At 63.6% G+C, this 17,205-nt stretch carries 21 protein-coding genes, 1 tRNA gene and 1 pseudogene; 11 read left to right on the top strand and 12 right to left on the bottom strand.

All coding sequences use genetic code 11. From position 1 onward, the window contains the following. Positions 1 to 4: 4 nt before the first annotated feature. The 4 genes from moaC to V2L18_RS12845 are packed head-to-tail and all read right to left on the bottom strand — an operon-like array spanning position 5 to position 4,302. The gene (moaC, locus tag V2L18_RS12860) at positions 5 to 508 is read right to left on the bottom strand and encodes a cyclic pyranopterin monophosphate synthase MoaC (RefSeq protein ID WP_336178658.1); all 504 of its coding nucleotides are present in this window, start codon (positions 506 to 508) and stop codon (positions 5 to 7) included. 4 nt (positions 509 to 512) lie between these two features. Next, positions 513 to 1,325 carry an indole-3-glycerol phosphate synthase TrpC gene (gene trpC, locus V2L18_RS12855; RefSeq protein ID WP_336178656.1) on the bottom strand — a complete coding sequence of 271 codons (813 nt, stop codon included), beginning with the start codon at positions 1,323 to 1,325 and terminating at the stop codon, positions 513 to 515. A gap of 46 nt (positions 1,326 to 1,371) precedes the next feature. Continuing rightward, positions 1,372 to 2,385, bottom strand: a complete 1,014-nt coding sequence (gene trpD / locus V2L18_RS12850; RefSeq protein ID WP_336178655.1) for an anthranilate phosphoribosyltransferase — start codon at positions 2,383 to 2,385, stop codon at positions 1,372 to 1,374. A 27-nt stretch (positions 2,386 to 2,412) separates the two neighbouring features. After that, complete coding sequence (locus tag V2L18_RS12845) at positions 2,413 to 4,302, bottom strand: peptidyl-prolyl cis-trans isomerase (protein WP_336178654.1); 1,890 nt, start codon at positions 4,300 to 4,302, stop codon at positions 2,413 to 2,415. Between the two features lie 174 nt (positions 4,303 to 4,476). On the opposite strand from V2L18_RS12845, the gene tpiA reads away from it, so the two are divergent. The 6 genes from tpiA to V2L18_RS12815 all read left to right on the top strand — a co-directional run bounded on the left by tpiA (position 4,477) and on the right by V2L18_RS12815 (position 9,415). Further along, the gene (tpiA, locus tag V2L18_RS12840) at positions 4,477 to 5,241 is read left to right on the top strand and encodes a triose-phosphate isomerase (RefSeq protein WP_336178653.1); all 765 of its coding nucleotides are present in this window, start codon (positions 4,477 to 4,479) and stop codon (positions 5,239 to 5,241) included. A 142-nt stretch (positions 5,242 to 5,383) separates the two neighbouring features. Beyond that, positions 5,384 to 5,857 (top strand): preprotein translocase subunit SecG, encoded by a 474-nt coding sequence (gene secG / locus V2L18_RS12835; protein WP_336178652.1) that lies wholly within the window; start codon positions 5,384 to 5,386, stop codon positions 5,855 to 5,857. 191 nt (positions 5,858 to 6,048) lie between these two features. Beyond that, a complete protein-coding gene (locus V2L18_RS12830) occupies positions 6,049 to 7,677 on the top strand; it encodes a CTP synthase (RefSeq protein WP_336178651.1) in 1,629 nt (542 codons plus the stop codon). A 170-nt stretch (positions 7,678 to 7,847) separates the two neighbouring features. Continuing rightward, positions 7,848 to 8,267 carry a hypothetical protein gene (locus V2L18_RS12825; RefSeq protein WP_336178650.1) on the top strand — a complete coding sequence of 140 codons (420 nt, stop codon included), beginning with the start codon at positions 7,848 to 7,850 and terminating at the stop codon, positions 8,265 to 8,267. 25 nt (positions 8,268 to 8,292) lie between these two features. After that, positions 8,293 to 9,168 (top strand): VOC family protein, encoded by an 876-nt coding sequence (locus V2L18_RS12820; protein ID WP_336178649.1) that lies wholly within the window; start codon positions 8,293 to 8,295, stop codon positions 9,166 to 9,168. A gap of 88 nt (positions 9,169 to 9,256) precedes the next feature. Next, positions 9,257 to 9,415: transfer RNA gene (locus V2L18_RS12815), tRNA-Lys, on the top strand. Here the strand turns inward: V2L18_RS12815 and V2L18_RS12810 are convergent. The 6 genes and pseudogenes from V2L18_RS12810 to V2L18_RS12785 form a co-directional block, all read right to left on the bottom strand. After that, positions 9,413 to 10,369 carry a tyrosine-type recombinase/integrase gene (locus tag V2L18_RS12810; protein ID WP_336178648.1) on the bottom strand — a complete coding sequence of 319 codons (957 nt, stop codon included), beginning with the start codon at positions 10,367 to 10,369 and terminating at the stop codon, positions 9,413 to 9,415. The genes V2L18_RS12815 and V2L18_RS12810 overlap by 3 nt on opposite strands. 103 nt (positions 10,370 to 10,472) lie before the next feature. Then, positions 10,473 to 10,718 (bottom strand): hypothetical protein, encoded by a 246-nt coding sequence (locus V2L18_RS12805; RefSeq protein ID WP_336178647.1) that lies wholly within the window; start codon positions 10,716 to 10,718, stop codon positions 10,473 to 10,475. Positions 10,719 to 10,720: 2 nt separating this feature from the next. Continuing rightward, complete coding sequence (locus V2L18_RS12800; protein WP_336178646.1) at positions 10,721 to 10,963, bottom strand: hypothetical protein; 243 nt, start codon at positions 10,961 to 10,963, stop codon at positions 10,721 to 10,723. Positions 10,964 to 11,160: 197 nt separating this feature from the next. Further along, positions 11,161 to 12,135, bottom strand: a complete 975-nt coding sequence (locus V2L18_RS12795; protein ID WP_336178645.1) for an ATP-binding protein — start codon at positions 12,133 to 12,135, stop codon at positions 11,161 to 11,163. Positions 12,136 to 12,536: 401 nt separating this feature from the next. Continuing rightward, positions 12,537 to 12,797, bottom strand: a pseudogene (locus V2L18_RS12790) (GapR family DNA-binding domain-containing protein); the annotation flags it as partial. Between the two features lie 3 nt (positions 12,798 to 12,800). Next, entirely contained in the window at positions 12,801 to 12,959 is a 159-nt protein-coding gene (locus V2L18_RS12785; protein ID WP_336178644.1) for a hypothetical protein, read from the bottom strand. A 342-nt stretch (positions 12,960 to 13,301) separates the two neighbouring features. Here V2L18_RS12785 and V2L18_RS12780 point away from each other — a divergent pair, with 342 nt between their 5' ends. Further along, complete coding sequence (locus V2L18_RS12780) at positions 13,302 to 14,018, top strand: hypothetical protein (RefSeq protein ID WP_336178643.1); 717 nt, start codon at positions 13,302 to 13,304, stop codon at positions 14,016 to 14,018. Positions 14,019 to 14,453: 435 nt separating this feature from the next. On the opposite strand, the gene V2L18_RS12775 is transcribed toward V2L18_RS12780, so the two are convergent. Together V2L18_RS12775 and V2L18_RS12770 are read right to left on the bottom strand one after the other, a co-directional pair. Next, entirely contained in the window at positions 14,454 to 14,705 is a 252-nt protein-coding gene (locus V2L18_RS12775) for a hypothetical protein (RefSeq protein WP_336178642.1), read from the bottom strand. A gap of 79 nt (positions 14,706 to 14,784) precedes the next feature. Continuing rightward, positions 14,785 to 15,315 (bottom strand): helix-turn-helix transcriptional regulator, encoded by a 531-nt coding sequence (locus tag V2L18_RS12770; protein WP_336178641.1) that lies wholly within the window; start codon positions 15,313 to 15,315, stop codon positions 14,785 to 14,787. A 273-nt stretch (positions 15,316 to 15,588) separates the two neighbouring features. Here V2L18_RS12770 and V2L18_RS12765 point away from each other — a divergent pair, with 273 nt between their 5' ends. Genes V2L18_RS12765 through V2L18_RS12750 form a run of 4 tightly spaced genes read left to right on the top strand, consistent with a single transcriptional unit; the run spans position 15,589 to position 17,073 of the window. After that, on the top strand, positions 15,589 to 16,086 hold the full coding sequence (locus V2L18_RS12765) for a hypothetical protein (protein WP_336178640.1): 498 nt from the start codon (positions 15,589 to 15,591) through the stop codon (positions 16,084 to 16,086). Further along, entirely contained in the window at positions 16,083 to 16,400 is a 318-nt protein-coding gene (locus V2L18_RS12760; protein ID WP_336178639.1) for a hypothetical protein, read from the top strand. Before V2L18_RS12765 ends, V2L18_RS12760 begins: the two co-directional genes overlap by 4 nt. Then, on the top strand, positions 16,397 to 16,840 hold the full coding sequence (locus tag V2L18_RS12755; RefSeq protein WP_336178638.1) for a hypothetical protein: 444 nt from the start codon (positions 16,397 to 16,399) through the stop codon (positions 16,838 to 16,840). Before V2L18_RS12760 ends, V2L18_RS12755 begins: the two co-directional genes overlap by 4 nt. After that, a complete protein-coding gene (locus V2L18_RS12750) occupies positions 16,837 to 17,073 on the top strand; it encodes a hypothetical protein (RefSeq protein WP_336178637.1) in 237 nt (78 codons plus the stop codon). Before V2L18_RS12755 ends, V2L18_RS12750 begins: the two co-directional genes overlap by 4 nt. Positions 17,074 to 17,205 lie beyond the last annotated feature (132 nt).

The raw sequence follows: 17,205 nt of genomic DNA, 5'->3' as shown, positions 1-17,205 counted from the left end.
CCGCTCAGGCGGCGCCTGCCCAGCCGGGTGCCTTCCAGTCGCCGGACTGCCCGCCGCTTTTTTCCACCACCTGGATGCCCGAAAGCACCATGAAGCGGTCCACCGCCTTGGCCATGTCGTAAATCGTCAGGCATGCAACGGACGCCGCTGTCAGCGCCTCCATCTCCACGCCGGTCTTTCCGGTCACCTTTGCCGTCGCTTTAACGTGCAGGCCGGGCAGCGTCTCGTCCGGCTCGATCTCGACGCTGACCCGGGAGAGCGCCAGCGGGTGGCACAGGGGAATGAGCTCGTGGGTGCGCTTGGCGGCCATGATCCCGGCAATTCGCGCGGTGGCGATCACGTCGCCCTTCTTGGCGTTGCCCGAGAGGATCATCGTCAGCGTCTCCGGCTTCATGGAGACCGAACCGATCGCCGTAGCCGTGCGCGACGTGTCGGCCTTTTCGGCGACGTCGACCATGTTCGCGGCGCCCGAGGCGTCGATGTGGGTGAGGCGATCGCCTTCGGCCATTGATCTATTCCGCAGCTTGAGAATTGTCGCGCGCCAGAAGGGTGCGCGTCGCGGTTGCGACGTCGTCCTGCCGCATCAGGCTTTCGCCAATGAGGAAGGTGTGAATGCCGACGGCGGCAAGGCGGGTGCAGTCGGCCGGCGTGAAGATGCCCGACTCTCCAACGATCAGCCGGTCGTCCGGTACGAGCGGCGCGAGGCGTTCGGATGTCGCGAGGCTCGTCTCGAATGTCTTGAGATTGCGGTTGTTGATGCCGAGAAGGGGAGAGCGCAGCTTCAGGGCGCGCTCCAGCTCCTCCTCGTTGTGAACCTCCAGAAGCACCGACATGGAAAGCGACAGCGCAGTATCTTCAAGCGCTTTCGCCTCCGCATCGCTCACGGCGGCCAGAATGATCAGGATGCAGTCGGCCCCCCAGGCGCGGGCCTCGAAGACCTGGTAGGGATCGTAGAGAAAATCCTTGCGCAATGCCGGTAGCGCGCAGGCCGCGCGCGCGGCCGTAAGGTATTCCGGCTTGCCCTGGAAAGAGGGCCCGTCGGTAAGCACCGAAAGACACGTCGCGCCGCCGGCCTCGTAGGCGCGAGCAAGAGCAGGCGGGTCGAAATCCGGACGGATCAGCCCCTTGGACGGGCTCGCCTTCTTGATCTCGGCAATCAGCCCGTAGCCGCCGGCCGCGACTGCGGCGCGCAGGGCTGCCTCGAAATCGCGTGGAGGCGGGGCGGCCTCGGCCACGGCCCGGATCTCCGCTTCCCCGACACGTTCCTTCGCAGCCGCGATCTCCTCGCGCTTGTAGGCTTCGATCTTCGTCAGGATATCGGTCATCTGGAACCTTGCGTCGCGCACCCGCGCATTAGGGCGGGGGCGTCTTTCAGGAATTGGAGATCGCGACGAGTTTGTCCAGCCGCGATAGGGCCGCACCACTGTCGATGGAGGTGCGAGCCATGTCGACGCCGCAAGCCAGACCGGAAGCCTTGCCGGCAACGATCAGCGTGGCGGCCGCATTCATGAGAACCGCGTCGCGATAGGCATTCCTGTCTCCGGACAGAACGCCACGCAGGGCGGCCGCGTTTTCTCCCGGCTCGCCCCCCTTGAGAGCTTCCGGCGAGGCCGTTTCCAGGCCGACGTCGCCCGGCGCGATCTGGAAGGTCGTGACCTTGCCGTCCTTCAGTTCCGCGACGCTGGTCGGCCCGCATACGGTGATTTCGTCGAGCCCGTCGGAACCGTGGACGATCCAGGCCCGCTCGGCATCCAGATTGTTGAGCACATGGGCAAGCGGCTCCACCCATTCGCCCGAGAACACGCCGATCATCTGCCGGGTCACACCGGCCGGATTGGAGAGCGGGCCCAGAAGGTTGAAGATCGTGCGGGTGCCGAGCTCAGCCCGCGCCGGACCGACATGCTTCATCGCGCCATGATGGGCCGGGGCGAACATGAAGCCGACGCCGGCCTTGGCGATGCACTCGGAGATCTTCTCCGGCGTGATGTCGATGTTCACGCCGAGTGCCATCAGCGCATCCGCGGCACCGGACTTCGATGACATGGAGCGATTGCCGTGCTTGGCGACGGGGACATCGCAGCCCGCGACGACAAAGGCCGTGCAGGTGGAGATGTTGTAGCTGCCCGACGAATCTCCACCCGTGCCGACGACGTCCACGGCGTCCGATGGCGCGGTTACCCGCACCATGCGGGAGCGCATGGAGGCGACGGCGCCGGTTATCTCGTCCACCGTTTCCCCGCGCACCCGCAGCGCCATCAGGATCCCGCCGATCTGCGAGGGGGTGGCGTTGCCGCTCATCAGGATATCGAAGGCGGCGGTGGCTTCGTCCCGGGTCAGGGCCTCGCCGGCCGCAGCCTTGGCAATCAGAGCCTTCAGATCAGACATGCATCCCCCAAACCCGCGGCGGCCAGGCTACTCATCGCTGGTGCCGATGGCATTCGACAGCGCCGCCTGATTGATGTTGACGCCGATGCTGTCCTGAACACCGGTGACGAACTGCGAAATGAGCGAGGTCTGCAACATGTCCGCCAGCTCGCTGTCGAGCTTGGACATGATGTCGGACTCCGCGAAGAAGGCCGGCGTGGTGACGGAGGCCACCTGCAGGACGACACGCCCGCCATCCGCTCCGTCGGCCGTCGCGACCGTTCCCTTCGGGCCGGAAAAGGCTTCCGTCACCGCCTGCGCGGACAGGACGTTGTCGTTGCGATCGCGCGAGAAGGGTTGGGACGTCTGTAGCTGCAATTCCGAAGCCGCCGCAAGGGTGGAGAAATCCGCGCCCTGCTTCAGCTTGTCCGCCAGTTCCTCGGCTTTCGCCGCAAGCTCATGCTGAATCTGCGCATCCTTCCAGTCCGCGGCGACCTTTTCGCGCACTTCGTCGAGCGTGCGGTCGCGCGACGGCGTGATGTCGGCCACATCGAACCAGAGGTAACCGCGCCCACCGACGGGCACCGGCGGCGCTTCGTCGTCGGGTTCGCTGGCAAACGCATCGCCCAGGAGATCCGGCGCATCGGGAAGTGTTACCTTCTCGCCCTTGGGATCCGTGCCGTCACGCGCGATGGCCGGGATCGTCTCCAGCTTCAGCTTGAAGCGCTGGGCGATTTCGGCCAGCGTCGCGCCACCGGCGCGTGCATCCTCGATCTCGTCATGCAGCGAGAGAACCTCGTTCTCCGCCCGGCGCGTGGCGATCTCTTTCTTCAGGATGTCCTTCACCTCATCGAACGGCTTGTTCGCGGCGGGCTTGATCTCTGTCACCTTGACGATGCGCGGGCCGAACTGGCCGTCGATGACATCGCTGACGCCGTTCGCGTCCAGAGAGAACGCAGCATCGGCGACCGCCGGATCGATGATCTTGTCCTTCGTCATCAACCCGAGATCCACGTCCGACATGGTCAGGTCGTGTTCCTTGACGATATCCTCGAAGCTCGTTCCGGATTTCAGCTTTGCCTCGTCCGCCTTGGCCCTTTCCGGATCGGTGTAGGTGAGCTGCAGGACATGGCGCCGCTCGGTGGTTCCGAAGCGGTTCGGATTGGCGTCGTACTCGGCCTTTGCATCCTCGTCGCTCACCTCGTCGGGCCTGGCGATGCTCGACGGCTGAACGGTGATGATCTCAAGCTTGCGGTATTCCGGAGCCCGGTAATCCGCCTTGTGCTCCTTGAAGAACGCCTCGAGTTGCTCCGAAGTCGGCGCGGCGATCGGCGGCAGCGAATCCTTCGTCAGCGTCACGTAATTGATCGTGCGTTCCTCGAAACGGAACCGGTGAGCTGCCTCCAGCAGGGTTTCGGGCGGCTGAATGCCTCCGGTCAGCGCTTCGGCAACCTGCCGGCGCTCGGCGAGCTTGCGCGCCTGCTGGATGTATGCGTCTTCCGAAAGACCATTTGCATAAAGCACCTGAGTGAGGCGATTGCGATCGAAACGGCCATCCGGGCCTCTGAAGGCCGGGTTGGCGTGGATCTGCTTGACCAGCTCTTCGTTCGAAAGCCCGACTTTCAGCGATTGCGCGATATGGTCGAACGCCGCCTCGGCGACAAGGCGTCCCAGCACCTGGCCCGGCAGCCCGATATTCGCTGCCTGCTGGCGGGACAGAGGCTGGCCTATGCGCTGGCTGTAGTTCTGCACCTCGCGCTGATAGGCGGACTGAAATGCCCGGGTGGAGACTTCCGCATCGCCCACCTTGGCGAGCACATCCTGCCTGAACCCGCGGAAGATGTCGGCGATCCCCCAGATGCCGAAGCTCAGGACGAGCAGGGCGATGAAGATCTTTGCGACGATGCCGCCGGCGCTCTTGCGCAAGGCGTTGAGCATGGAAAATTCCTGTTGTCTGGGCGGTTTTCCGCCGTTCGGACCGTGATTTGGCCGGGATAATAGTGAGGCGAAACGCGGCGGGCAAGCGAAGCCGATTTGTAATGCCCGCGATATCTGCTAGCCAATACGCCGAATGATATTCGTGAGTTCGTCGATGGAAAGGATGGCAGCGGCATGAGTGCGTCGATCAAACCGTTGGTTGCCGGCAACTGGAAGATGAACGGCCTGCGCGCTGCGCTGGGCGAGATCGCGTCGGTGGGCGCCGGTGTCGATCCCGTGCTCGCCGCGAAGGTCGACGTGATGATCTGTCCCCCGGCCACGCTTCTTTATACGGCAGCCGTCGCCTCTGTCGGAACCGCCGTGGCGATCGGCGCGCAGGATTGCCACGCCAACGCTTCCGGCGCCCATACGGGCGATATCTCTGCCGAGATGGTGCGCGATGCCGGGGCCTCCGCCGTCATCGTCGGCCATTCGGAGCGCCGGGCGGACCACGGCGAGAGCGATACGGATGTTCGCGCCAAGGCCGAGGCGGTCTGGCGGGCCGGTCTCGTCGCCATCATCTGCGTCGGCGAGAGCGAAGCGGAGCGCAAGGCCGGCAGCACGCTCAAGGTGATCGCCGGCCAGATCGCAGGCTCCGTTCCTGACGGGGCGACGGCGGCCAACACCGTTATCGCATATGAACCGATCTGGGCGATCGGCACGGGCCTGACCCCGACGCCCGATGACGTGGCAGAGGTCCATGCGGCGCTGCGCAAGGATCTGGCGGCGCGCTTCGGCGGGGAGGGGGAAGCCATGCGTCTTCTCTATGGAGGCTCGGTGAAGCCGGGCAATGCGGCAGAGCTTATGGCGGTTGCCAATGTCGATGGTGCCCTCGTCGGCGGCGCGAGCCTCAAGGCCGAGGACTTTCTCGGCATTATCTCGGCCTTTGATGCCGGATAATCCACGGCGGTTCGCGTTCCTTCCGGCACGGCCTCGTTCCGAGATTTGCTAGCCGGCCGAAACTCCTTGTCTGGCGAGGGTGGAAAGCCAGTGCGTGATCGTGTAGAAGGCGCGCAACGCGTAATCAGGTATTCGATACAAGATGCAAACCGTCATCATCGTCATTCACCTCATGGTCGTGCTTGCCCTTGTGGCAGTGGTGCTTCTGCAGCGCTCCGAAGGGGGCGCGCTTGGCATCGGCGGCGGTGGTGGATTCATGAGCAGTCGGGGTACGGCGAACGTGCTGACCCGTGCCACGGCCATCCTGGCGGCTGTCTTCTTCGTCACGTCCATCGTGCTGACCATTCTCGCACAGCATGGCGAGCGGCCGTCCTCGATCCTCGATCAGGTGAACGCGCCGGCTCCCGGCTCCGCGCCGTCGTCGGCGCCCGGTGAGGACGGCAACCCCTCTCTCCTTGATTCGCTGAAGCAGGCGAGCCCGCCGCAGTCGGGAGAGGCGCCGGCGAACGGCGCTCCGGCCGAAACGGCGCCGGCTACGGGATCTCCGGCGAGCGGGGCCTCGGCCCCCGAGGCGCCGGCCGCACCCAGCGGTCCTCAGGTTCCCGCCTCGCAGTAAGGTTGGATCCTCAATTCGGAATTGACGACCGCGGTCCAGTCAGCGTCCGCGGTCTTCTCGTTCGTGCGAGCAGTGCTTTCGCCGCACCAGGACCCTGCGCGTTTGCTCGGCTGGCCTGCGGCGGATTTTCTGTTTGAAACGCAGTAATACGGGTGGCCGAATCGTCGCCCGCAAGCATATGGTTTATGTCCATGGCGCGGTACATATTCATCACCGGCGGCGTGGTGTCGTCTCTCGGAAAAGGGCTTGCGTCGGCGGCCCTTGGAGCGAGCCTTCAGGCTCGGGGTTACAAGGTTCGGCTTCGAAAGCTCGACCCCTATCTCAACGTCGATCCGGGCACGATGAGCCCGACTCAGCATGGCGAGTGCTTCGTCACCGACGACGGCGCGGAGACCGATCTCGATCTCGGTCACTACGAGCGCTTCACCGGACGTCCCGCCAACCAGCAGGACAACGTCACCTCCGGCCGCATCTACCGCGATATCATCGCCAACGAACGTCGCGGCGATTATCTCGGCGGCACGGTCCAGGTGATCCCCCACGTGACCGATGCCATCAAGGCGTTCGTGCTTGACGGCAACGAGGAGTTCGATTTCGTCCTGTGCGAGATCGGCGGCACGGTCGGCGATATCGAGGGGCTTCCGTTCTTCGAGGCGATCCGCCAGCTTGGAAACGAGCTGCCGCGCGGCGACGCGATCTACATCCACCTGACGTTGATGCCCTACATCCCGAGCGCGGGCGAGCTGAAGACCAAGCCGACCCAGCATTCGGTCAAGGAGCTTCGCTCCATCGGCATCCAGCCCAATATCCTGATGGTGCGGTGCGATCGCCCCATCCCGGAGGCCGAGCGCCGCAAGCTGTCGCTTTTCTGCAACGTGCCGGAAAGCGCGGTCATCCCGGCGCTGGATGTGGCTTCGATCTACGACGTGCCGATCGCCTATCACGAAAGCGGTCTGGACGACGAGGTGCTCGCGGCCTTCGGCATCACCGGCGCGCCGCAGCCCGACCTGTCGCGCTGGGAGGCGATTTCCCGCTCCATCGCCAATCCCGAAGGCGAGGTGAAGATTGCGATCGTCGGCAAGTACACCGGCCTGAAAGACGCCTACAAGTCGCTGATCGAGGCGCTGGTGCACGGTGGGATCGCCAACAAGGTCAAGGTCAACCTCGCATGGATCGAGTCGGAAGTCTTCGAGAAGGAAGACCCCGCGCCCTGGCTTGAGGACGTGCACGGCATCCTGGTTCCGGGTGGATTCGGCGAACGCGGCTCTGAAGGCAAGATCGCGGCCGTCACTTTCGCGCGCGAGCACAAGGTTCCATATTTCGGCATCTGCTTCGGCATGCAGATGGCGGTGGTGGAGGCGGCGCGCAATCTCGCCGGCATCCGCGATGCGAACTCGACCGAGTTTGGCCCGACCCGGGAACCCGTGGTGGGCCTGATGACCGAATGGCTGCGCGGCAATGCGCTTGAAAAGCGCGTCGCCCACGGTGACATGGGCGGAACCATGCGGCTTGGTGCCTACCCGGCGAGCTTCGCGCCCGACAGCCATATCGCGAAGATCTACGGCTCCACGGAGATTTCCGAGCGCCACCGGCACCGCTACGAGGTCAACATGGACTATCGCGGCCGGCTGGAGGCCTGCGGACTTCGGTTCGCCGGCACCTCGCCCGACGGCATCCTGCCGGAGACTGTGGAGCTGGAAGGCCATCCGTGGTTCATCGGCGTTCAGTATCATCCTGAGCTGAAGTCGCGCCCCTTCGAGCCGCATCCGCTGTTTGCCTCTTTCATCGCGGCGGCGGTGGAGCAGAGCCGCCTGGTCTGATCCCGGAAGTTCCGGGATCAACCGGTCGGCCTCCGCGTGGATTGATCTCGCCCGATCGTCAAGCCTATGCTCCTGATCATGATCTTGGGGCGGGTTCTTGTCGTTCGAACAGCTTCGTCCCTGCCGGCGCCGTTGTGCGCCGGCCCACGAATGAACCCGGGGACTTGTCGATGAGCGACGAAACCACCGATCTCACATTCACCGACGGCGCTTCCGCGTTCGAGTACTCGTGCCAGTGTCTCGATTGCTCTGTGGAGGTGAAAAAGCCTCTGCCGGCCTTGGTACTCGATGCGCGCGAACATTTCGGGCAGGCGACTCCGACGAAGATCAACGAGGACGGCAGCCAGACCGTCGTGTTGAGGATTCCGAGTCCGGACGGCGGCTTCGTCGTTCTGGCGCGCACTGCCGGCAAGGACGGGCCGGAACTTGCCGGCGGCGAACTCGTCGCCTGGATGCCGCTTCTCTACAACGAGACGCTCGCCAACGAAACGGATGAAGCCGGGTTCGGCTGGGTCGGCGTCATCATCGGCACGCTGAAGCCGGTGCTGCGCGAGGGCGGCTGGCTCGGAGACGTTCGATACGGCGAATAAGGGCGATACGGCGAACAGGGGCGCCATGGCAATGCGAGGCATCGACCATATCGTTCATGCGGTGAAGGATCTCGACGCCGCCCGCAAGGCCTATGAGCGACTGGGGTTCACCCTGACGCCCTATGCCGAACATCCCTGGGGAACGCGCAATTTTCTCGTGCAGCTCGACGGGGCCTTCCTTGAAGTGCTCGATGTCGTGGATCCAAGCAAGATGGAAGAGGCGGATCTCGATGCCTTTTCCTTCGGTGCCTACAACCGCGATTTTCTGGCCGGCGGCGAGGGGATGTCGATGCTCGTCCTGGACAGCACCGATCCCGATGGGGATCGCGCCGCCTTTCGCAAGGCGGGGCTTGCGACCTACGCGCCGTTCTCGTTCGAACGCATCGCCGGCCAGCCGGACGGAACGAAGGCCAAGGTGGCCTTCGATCTGACGTTCACGACCCATCCGGACCTGCCGGATGCCGCCTTCTTCACATGCCGCAACCGCTACCCGGAGAACTTCTGGAAAAGCGCCTACCAGCGGCATGCCAATGGCGCGCGCGGCATGGGCGGGGCCGTGCTGGTCATGCCGCGACCGGCCGACCTGCACGAATTCATCGAAGGCTTTACGGGGGTGCGGGAACTGAAGGTCACCAGTTTCGGGATCGAATGCCGGACGGCGCGCGGCAGCTTCGATGTCATCTCGCCCGACGGTTTCCTGGCTCTGTATGGCCCAGCCTATCCGGTGCACAAAATGCAGACCCCGCGCTTTGCAGCGGTGAAGCTGCTGGTCGATGATCCGGCCGTGTTCGCAGACGTTGCGCGCGCGGGCGGCTGCGATGTGGTTTTAAGGGAAGGCCGTGCGATTGTTTCCTCGCCGGATCTGAACGGCTTGGCCCTGATCGCAGAACGAACTGCGTGATTGAACAATTCCTTGGGCATGTTTTGGCCTGTCTTCGCCCTCAAGGCTTGCACCGATGCCTGAATCTGCTATGAAACCGGCACTTCGGGAGCCCGTAGCTCAGCTGGTAGAGCAACTGACTTTTAATCAGACTTGTTGCCAATAAAATCAAATACTTGGTTGTAAATTTTGAATTTGCCTGACCTAGCGAAATCAATGGGTTGGAGCGGGGCCTGTAAACGACTTCTCGCGCAATTCGTGGGGCTCAGGGGCGGCGGCGCTTGCCGCGTTCGATGCTTGCCGAAACCACTTGGACACGCCCCGCATAGCGCTTGCGGATGCGGGCGATATCGTTTGTCGCCCAGCCGAACATTTCCGCCAGTGCCCGATCGTCGTAGCCGTGGCCGATATAGTTGACGACAGCCGTGCCGCGCAGGTCGTGCAGGTGCTTGTCGATGCCGGCGGCCGCGCGTGCCTTGTTGAAGCTTGTCGAGAAACCATCGGGCGTCCACGGCAGGCCGCGCGAGTTGCACAGGATCGTCGCGCACTCCGCGCCCGTGCGCTCAGCCGCGGCCTTGCGATAGGCGGTCATGTCGTCGAGCGCGGAGCGCAACTCTGGCGTGACCGGGAAAAGGACATCCGTGCGGCGGTTGCTCTTGCTCGTCTGGAAGAACAGGCGGTCGCCTTCGTCGGCGCTGACGGGCATCAACACCAGGTCCGTTCGCCGCGCGCCGGAATAGGCGGCAATGCGCAATGCGAAGGAGAGGGGCGGGCCTGCGGCGGAAATGATCCGCTCGATCTCGTGCGCCTCCCAGACGATTGCCGACCGGTCGGCATCGTGCAGCCGGGGGATGTTGTGGATGACGTGGCAGGCGAGATCGCCCGAGGCCACCGCATAGTTGAGCAGGCGCACCAGCATGCCCAGGTGCATGTCTGCCTGGCGCGGGGTGGCGGCGAAGCCCTGGTGCCACTCCATCACGCGGCGGATCATCCGCCGATCGGCAAAGGCGCCGAGTCGGGCCGTGCCGAAGGTTTTCTCGATCACGGTCATGGAGCGCCGGTAATCGCGTTGCGTGATCGGTTTTCTGCGCCTGAAAGCGGCATCGCTCTCATAAAGCCGGATCAGGGCCCGCAGCGTGCCGGTTTCGGTGCTGCCTTTCGGGCGGGACTGGATGGCCTGTTCATAGGCGGCCTTGAAGGCGGCGGGGACGGGCTCTCGCACGGGGGTATTGTCGCATGTCCAGAAGCAGGGGCCGCCGCGCCACGCATAATAGCGATATCGCGCGCGGCCACCTGCGAGCTTTGAGCGGACGCGATGTATGCCCTTAGCGTCCATGAGCACTGGCACGTGTCTCCTGTTCCCACGCATCGAAATCGCTGGCGGCCGATGATTGAACATCCAGACCGGACAGCCTGTCCAGCGCGAGATCCAGCGCCTTGCGGTCCCACCGGGTGGTGCCGGGCACCTTTTTCGGAATGAGACCGCGGCTTACCCAATTGTCGAACGTCGCGGTGCTGACGCTGCAATAGGCGGCGGCATCGTCTTTCGGCAGGAGGCGGGGTTCGGTCATGCTCACAACTCCGCCGCGCGCTCGACGGTCAGGTCGGTACCGTCGACATGATTGATCCGCTCGATCGTGATGCGTTCGATCGTGTCCCAATGGGGGCCGCGCTCGACGATCGGGTCGAGGTCGGCAATCTCCTCGATCAGGTGCTCGGCCGGCGTCGTTCCCGCCTTGGTGCGGTAGTCGATCGTCGCGCGCCAGCGCGCGGACTGGCGGCGGTGCGGAACTGGGAAGGGGGTGATTTCAGCCATCGTTGTCTCCGCTCTCTGCCTTGTGATCGCAAACCCCGGCGGCGGGGAGGAGCGCGCCGCCGGGGCCTCGCTGCCGGCGCGTGGGAGGAGGTCGCGCCGGTTGCTCGCTTGTGTTTGTTGGCGCCCCGATCGGCGGGGAGAGAACCGGGGCGCCTGCCGGCTGGTCGATGGGGACACGTGCCGGCTGTTGTGGTGCTCTATCCGCCTTCTGCGGTCGCCTCGCGCGCCGGCGGCCACGGACCGATATCGAGGTCGTGTGCGCCCGGGGTGCGCCAGAGCGCCGGCGGCTCATAGTCCGGGTGCGGCGCCGTCTGGCCGACGACGCCAAGAAAGGCATCTGTCGCGCTCGTCGCCGGCCGGCGCATGCGTGCGCCCAGCACCAGACGGCGCTTGACGCCTTCCATGAGCTGGCGCAGCAGCGAGGGGGCGGCGCCCTCGGTCAGTGCGGCGAGGAGATCGAGCAGATCCTCGTCGAAAGCGAAGGGCATGCCGTAGCGCTTCAGGATCGCGAAGCGGGCATCCTCGTCGGGCAGGGCAACCTCGATCTGCATGCCGAAGCGCCGCCAGAGCGCGGGGTCGAGGCTGTCGGCACGGTTCGTCGCACCGATCAGGATGCCGTCAAAGTTCTCGATGCGCCGCAGAAGCACCGTCAGCATCGACGTACGGGCATTGTCGGCACCGCCGGTGTTGTTGTTCTCGCGCTTAGCGCCGATCGCGTCGAGTTCGTCGAGGAACACGATGCAGCGATCCTCCGAGCGCCTCAGACGATCGAACAGCGTGGCAACGTTCTGCTCGCTGGCGCCAAGATAGGACTCGAACAGGTTCTCCGAACCGACATTGACCAGCGGAACGCCGAGGCGAGCGGCCAGATGGTGGGCGAGCGTCGTCTTTCCGCAGCCGGGAGGGCCGGACAGAAGCCCGGTCGAGCGGGGCTTGATGCCGACGGCGGCCAGTTCCTTTTGGGCGTTGATCTCGCTCAGCCATTCATAGACGGCGCCGCGCACGGACGGGTGCAGAATCGGCTCTTCTGCATCGTCGGGAGCCAGCACCTCCGCCCGGTTGCCGAGTATGTTGCGCAGGCGCTCGGTTGCCGCCGCCGCACCGGCGGCCGCCTTGCGGTTGCTCCCCTTGCGGCGGATCTCGGTCGGGGTGATTTCCTGCACGTTTCTCATTTCTGACCTCCGGCCTCACCCCCGGCCTCACTACCGGCGCCGCTGCCGGGCATCTGGCTGGGCTTGCGCTTCGCTGACTTCTTCCGGCGCCAGGCGGCGGGAATGTCCATGCCGTCGGAACCGGCGGCGCGGCACCAGCCTTCATCCCAAGCGGCGCGGCGGGGATCGTCAGCAAGGAAGGGGTTTTCCGTGACGCGCCTGCCGGCATGCGCTGCCGTCTCGCCCTCGGTGCGGGCGGCCTCGATCGCCTCGGGAGACAACGTGCCATCGGCGTCGATGTCCGGATCATCGCTGGCCTCTGGTTCCGGCCCGTCGGCACCTTCGCCGGCCTCTTTGCCGCTGTCGTCGTCATCGTCGGACGCGGGCCGCGAGACACGCTTGCGCGCGGCCTGGCCGAGCGGCGTTCCATCGAGCATGCCAAGCGAGCCGCGGTAGAGATCGGTAATCGCCTCGATTTCCTCGCGCTGGCTGCGCTGGTCTGCCGTCTCCATCGATTCCTTGACGACGGTGCGCAGCGCCTTCCGGTCGAAGCCCATCGCGATGGCTTCGGCGTAGACATCCTTGATGTCGGTGGCGATGGCCTTTTTCTCTTCTTCGAGCCGCGCAATGCGATCGACGAAGCTGCGCAGGTGATCCGCCGCGCTGCCGTTGGTGCCGGTCATGGGTCAGATCTCCATTTTGGATTGCGGCAACGACCGCGCATCAATAGCGCGCCAACCGGGAAGTGAGCGGTGGCGATGGAAGGTTGATAACTGCGCATATGCCACAACGAGGAAGCAGACGAGCACAGCTATGACGCCGGAGATGTAGGAGAGGGTGGTCATGTGGCTACCTCCGCCGCGGAGATGAAAGATATGAATGCGGGAGCTCTCGCTATTGCAATCTCTCGATTAGGATGTCGCCACGGTTGCATCGCTATCCCTCGAAAACGTCTCTGTAGAGATTGCCGTCAACGTTGGACGGTCTACTTTGTGGCGCTGTGCGCTGAGCACATAAGCGAGCCAGATACACAAACCGCATTGCATGTAGCAAAAAGCTACAAGATCGCTACAAAATGAACACGAAGCTTCCCGCCGTCAAGCCTATTTGCCGGGGAGGGCGGGTCCTTGTGAGCGAAAGAGGGAGAACCTAAGGGTTGGTTGCTGAAGCAACTACGGAGATGGAATATGTACAACGCGGAAAATGCAATCGAAGCGTCTCAAGCTCTACAATACTTAAGAGACAAGATTGTAGAAGAAAAAATATATGATCTAAAAGTCGGCACGGATTGGGAGGAAATTGAATTGCTGGCAAGCGAAACAGAAAAAAAATACATAGGAGAGCACTTTAGGAGGGCAATTAATACAACTCCGCCCGAAGATGGGTTTTGGATTGCGGGCCTCGACAAGGATGGTTCGTTGGTGGCGATGGTTGCCGCGAGGCTCCAGCGAACGGGTGGATGGTCGCTTCGGCGATACTGGAATGAGTATTTTCCGCGCGCCTACAAATCCTCGTCAGGGGGGCCCGTGGAACTCGCACGAAACCAAACGGGCTTTGCTGACCGGATCGGCGGGGACGTTGCATATATTGGCGAAGGATGGGTAGGGCACGACTGGGCAGGGCACGCGCTATCTGTGCTGTTCGTACAGATGGCATCGGTCCTGGCGTGCCAATTGTGGAGGCCCAGCTACCTCTATGGGTGGATGCGGCCGAGGCATGCCTTAAGGGGGACTGCAATCAAATGGGGCTTTACAGAGTGTTATCCCGAGGCAATTCGGTTCGACGCGCCTCCGGTGGAAGGTGACCTTGAAGCCTTATATTTTGTCGGCTTACCAGCCGAAGGCGCCAAGGAAATGATAGCGCGTCTTGCCGCTCTGTATCGAGGCCGCGAGAGTAGCAAATGATCTGCAGCGCGCCTTTAGGCTGCACAATAGGCAATAGCAGGCGGTCGTAGAGAACGCGAACCTGTCGTCCATCGAGATCGAAAAGACGACTGGAAATGCGATCACAGGTCGGTTCGCAAGTTTGCGGGATGATTTGATACGACTCGGATATCAGGCGTTTATAATCCGACGCAAGCCGATTGCCGGCTAGCTCCGGTTCGGTATGCCATTGCGGGCCCATGACGCCACTGGCGTAGCTAGCTGGTCCAACAAATAAAATAGGTGGCGTGGCGTCGGCACCGACCGTACCGGAAAGAACGATAAGACGGTCACTAATCGGTGCCAAGTTGTCGAACGTCAGGTCGCCATGCCGCCACAACCTTAAGAGGCGCTGGGCAATTTCGCCGACGTTACCCGCCGCTACCGAAACAAGACTTTGTGGTTCCACAAAATCAGTCATTGCCTTAGGATCCTGGGTGTAGCCATAGCAATCGATAGGCGCTCTTCGAACAGTCGAATGATCTCCTCTTTTTGGCACTCTGTCAAAAGTTCGAGCTGGAGCTGGCTGTAATTGGCGAGGGCTTCAAATCTAAGGCACATAAACAGATCATAGTGAATTGCGAGGGCGATAAATTCTTCAAATCGATCGCCTGTACTCCTCCCTAGTCTAAATTTATAGCGCCCTAAATCTGAAATAAAATCATCCATCTCGCTCTCCCGTAGCGGCAAAATATGCGCCCTTAGTCTTATTTCTTATGGGCGATATGTAAATACGACTCTTGAAGAGCTATTTGGAATTTTGCTTTAGCTCGTCAAAAAAGTCGCCTGCGAGCCGCATCAGGTCATGCATACCCAGTTTTGCTTTGATGTGATTCGCCTCTGCGTCCTTGGCCAGCGCCCAAGCCTGGCGCCATAAATCCACATCATTGCTGCTAGCGCCAGCGATGAGCTTCTCGTCTATTCGCTGCTCTTCGGGGCCGCGCCCGCGGCCAGTTAGCAGCCATTCTGCGTCGACCCCGAAGAATTTAGCGTAAGTCTCGGCCTTTTCGTCGAAATTACGAGTGCCGTTTTCGTGTGCATTATAGGTCGATGGGGGAATTCCAAGTGCTTTCGCGGCGCGCGATGCGTACCGGATGCCTTTGGCTAATCTTGCTCTGGTCAGGCGTTCGTTCGGGTCCATGGTGGCATCATGCCACGTTCGCCCGCGCTTTTGGGGTTGACCTTGTAGCGAAGTGGTGTTGTTTTTGTAGCGTTCTGCTACTTGCAATGGGATCACTCGCGTGGAACCTCCCAGCTTCGACATGACGCCCTTGGACATCCGAAAACGCCTAGGTCTCACTCAATGTGAGATGGCCAGTCGGCTCGGGCTTAGAGATCGTGGGCACGTCTCTCGGATTGAGAACGGCCACCAAGCGCTACAAGGTCCGCTCCAAAAGCTCTACGAGATGCTTGCTCATGAAGCCTACGTTGCAGAGAGCGGTAGTGCCGAGGATCTGCAACGGGCGCCTGCAAGCGTCGGAACGACGCGATCATTGCGTTTGTCGGCAGCCAAGTCATCCCGCGATGTCGCAAAAATCCCGGGAGACGCGGCATGAGCCTTTCCCGCGCTTCCTCCGACAAGGATCGCGCCCGGCTGAAACTGGCCGTGCGGCGCCAGGTGAAGGCCTGCGGCGGACAGGAATCGGCCTCATCGATCACGCGCGTCGGGCCGCAGACGCTTTCCGACTATGGCAACGCCCTGAGCGACCGCCACCGCGACACGCATTGCCCGCTCGACGTGTTTCTCGACCTGACGCTCGATGGCGGTGCGGCGGGGCTGGTGGAGCTGTGCCGCATTGCCGGCGGCGTGTTCGTGCCGCTTCCCGGTGCGGGCACGGCTTCGGACTGGGCACGCGAGATTGCCGATGTGGCGCGCGAGGGCGGCGAAGCCGTCGCGCGCCTGTGCGAGGCGCTTTCTTCCGGCGGCACCATCACGGCCGAGGAAGTGCGGTCGCTTGAGCTGCGCCGCGAGGTGAGGGAGGCGATCGAGGCGCTGGTGACCATCGATCATCATCTAGCGGGCATCGAGGAGGCTTCGAAGCGGTCATGAGCAAAGCCTCCCGGGTGCGAGAAGCGGACATGGATGCGGCGCTGGCGAGCGTGGATGCGTGGCTGGCGGCGCGGCGTTGCGAAAGCGGGTCCGCGCCGGAAGAAGGCGGGTACGGAATCGAGACGCGCCGCCGGATGCGCGACCGGGACGGATGCGACGCGGCGCTGACGCGGCTGATCATCGCCCACCGGGCGCGGAGCTTGCGCGAAATCAACCGGGCGCTGGAGGACCTGGGCGCGCGGCCGGTGTCGTCCGCCCGCCCGCGCCGGCGGCGGCGCAAGCCGCGCACTGAGCGTGAAGGGGCTGCGGCATGACGTGCATCCTGATCGACCGGAGCACCCGACTGATGCGCGATGCGGCGGCGCTTGCCGCCGCGCTGCCCGATCTCGTTGAAGCACACCCGGAGGGTGTCGACACGCTGGCGGTGATGGCCGGGCTCGGGATTTCGACGATGCGTGCCTCCGCCGCCATGCACGAGCTGGTGTTTTCCCGGCGCTGCGCCTTTTCGGTGCGCGACGGCTACCTGCAGCACATCTGGCTTGCCGGCGGGGTGCCGCCGATGACGCCGGCCGAGCGCCGGCTTTTCCTGGCGCTGGCGGCGATTTCGGCGCGCGACCGGCTGACGGGCGAGGACCTGGTGGAAGCGGCGGCTGAAGCGGCCGGCGTGGGGCGGGCTGCGGGCTCGCTCGTCACGCGGCTGGCGCTGAAAGGCGTGCTGCGGCGCGGGGCGGATGGCTGGGAGATTACGCCATGACCCGCGCGCGGCCGACCGATCCGCTGGGCGCGGCGCGCTACGTGGGCGCGGCAGCGGTGCGAATGGAGACGGGTGCGCAGTTCGTGCGCCTGTGCCTGCCGCGCGATGCACACGGGCCCTTGCTGCCGCGCGAGGAGATCGCCCGGCTGCGCTCCCTGCTCGATGCGGCGGAAGCGCAGCTCGACACACTGCCCGACGACAGCGGCCGGCACGTGGTGCCGGTGGAGATCTGAGGAGGATGGGATGGAACCGGAAGACCGGACGCGCCTGGCTATCGTCGCTGCCGTCGTGGCGTTCTGCGTGATCAACATTCTGGCGCTGTCGCTTCCGGCGGAGCGGTGCGGCGGGGAGAGCGTGGCGGTGAA

Source organism: Breoghania sp. JC706, from assembly GCF_037026715.1.
GTDB lineage: Bacteria > Pseudomonadota > Alphaproteobacteria > Rhizobiales > Stappiaceae > Breoghania.
This window is presented reverse-complemented; position numbering and strand designations above follow the sequence as displayed.

Coding starts and splice junctions, on each gene's coding strand:
- V2L18_RS12765 (WP_336178640.1), top strand. CDS start 15,589: ATGAGCCTTTCCCGCGCTTCCTCCGACAAGGATCGCGCCCGGCTGAAA.
- trpC (WP_336178656.1), bottom strand. CDS start 1,325: ATGACCGATATCCTGACGAAGATCGAAGCCTACAAGCGCGAGGAGATC.
- trpD (WP_336178655.1), bottom strand. CDS start 2,385: ATGTCTGATCTGAAGGCTCTGATTGCCAAGGCTGCGGCCGGCGAGGCC.
- secG (WP_336178652.1), top strand. CDS start 5,384: ATGCAAACCGTCATCATCGTCATTCACCTCATGGTCGTGCTTGCCCTT.
- V2L18_RS12795 (WP_336178645.1), bottom strand. CDS start 12,135: ATGAGAAACGTGCAGGAAATCACCCCGACCGAGATCCGCCGCAAGGGG.
- tpiA (WP_336178653.1), top strand. CDS start 4,477: ATGAGTGCGTCGATCAAACCGTTGGTTGCCGGCAACTGGAAGATGAAC.
- V2L18_RS12755 (WP_336178638.1), top strand. CDS start 16,397: ATGACGTGCATCCTGATCGACCGGAGCACCCGACTGATGCGCGATGCG.
- V2L18_RS12760 (WP_336178639.1), top strand. CDS start 16,083: ATGAGCAAAGCCTCCCGGGTGCGAGAAGCGGACATGGATGCGGCGCTG.
- V2L18_RS12805 (WP_336178647.1), bottom strand. CDS start 10,718: ATGACCGAACCCCGCCTCCTGCCGAAAGACGATGCCGCCGCCTATTGC.
- V2L18_RS12785 (WP_336178644.1), bottom strand. CDS start 12,959: ATGACCACCCTCTCCTACATCTCCGGCGTCATAGCTGTGCTCGTCTGC.
- V2L18_RS12820 (WP_336178649.1), top strand. CDS start 8,293: ATGGCAATGCGAGGCATCGACCATATCGTTCATGCGGTGAAGGATCTC.
- V2L18_RS12845 (WP_336178654.1), bottom strand. CDS start 4,302: ATGCTCAACGCCTTGCGCAAGAGCGCCGGCGGCATCGTCGCAAAGATC.
- V2L18_RS12825 (WP_336178650.1), top strand. CDS start 7,848: ATGAGCGACGAAACCACCGATCTCACATTCACCGACGGCGCTTCCGCG.
- V2L18_RS12750 (WP_336178637.1), top strand. CDS start 16,837: ATGACCCGCGCGCGGCCGACCGATCCGCTGGGCGCGGCGCGCTACGTG.
- V2L18_RS12800 (WP_336178646.1), bottom strand. CDS start 10,963: ATGGCTGAAATCACCCCCTTCCCAGTTCCGCACCGCCGCCAGTCCGCG.
- moaC (WP_336178658.1), bottom strand. CDS start 508: ATGGCCGAAGGCGATCGCCTCACCCACATCGACGCCTCGGGCGCCGCG.
- V2L18_RS12830 (WP_336178651.1), top strand. CDS start 6,049: ATGGCGCGGTACATATTCATCACCGGCGGCGTGGTGTCGTCTCTCGGA.
- V2L18_RS12775 (WP_336178642.1), bottom strand. CDS start 14,705: ATGGATGATTTTATTTCAGATTTAGGGCGCTATAAATTTAGACTAGGG.
- V2L18_RS12780 (WP_336178643.1), top strand. CDS start 13,302: ATGTACAACGCGGAAAATGCAATCGAAGCGTCTCAAGCTCTACAATAC.
- V2L18_RS12770 (WP_336178641.1), bottom strand. CDS start 15,315: ATGTCCAAGGGCGTCATGTCGAAGCTGGGAGGTTCCACGCGAGTGATC.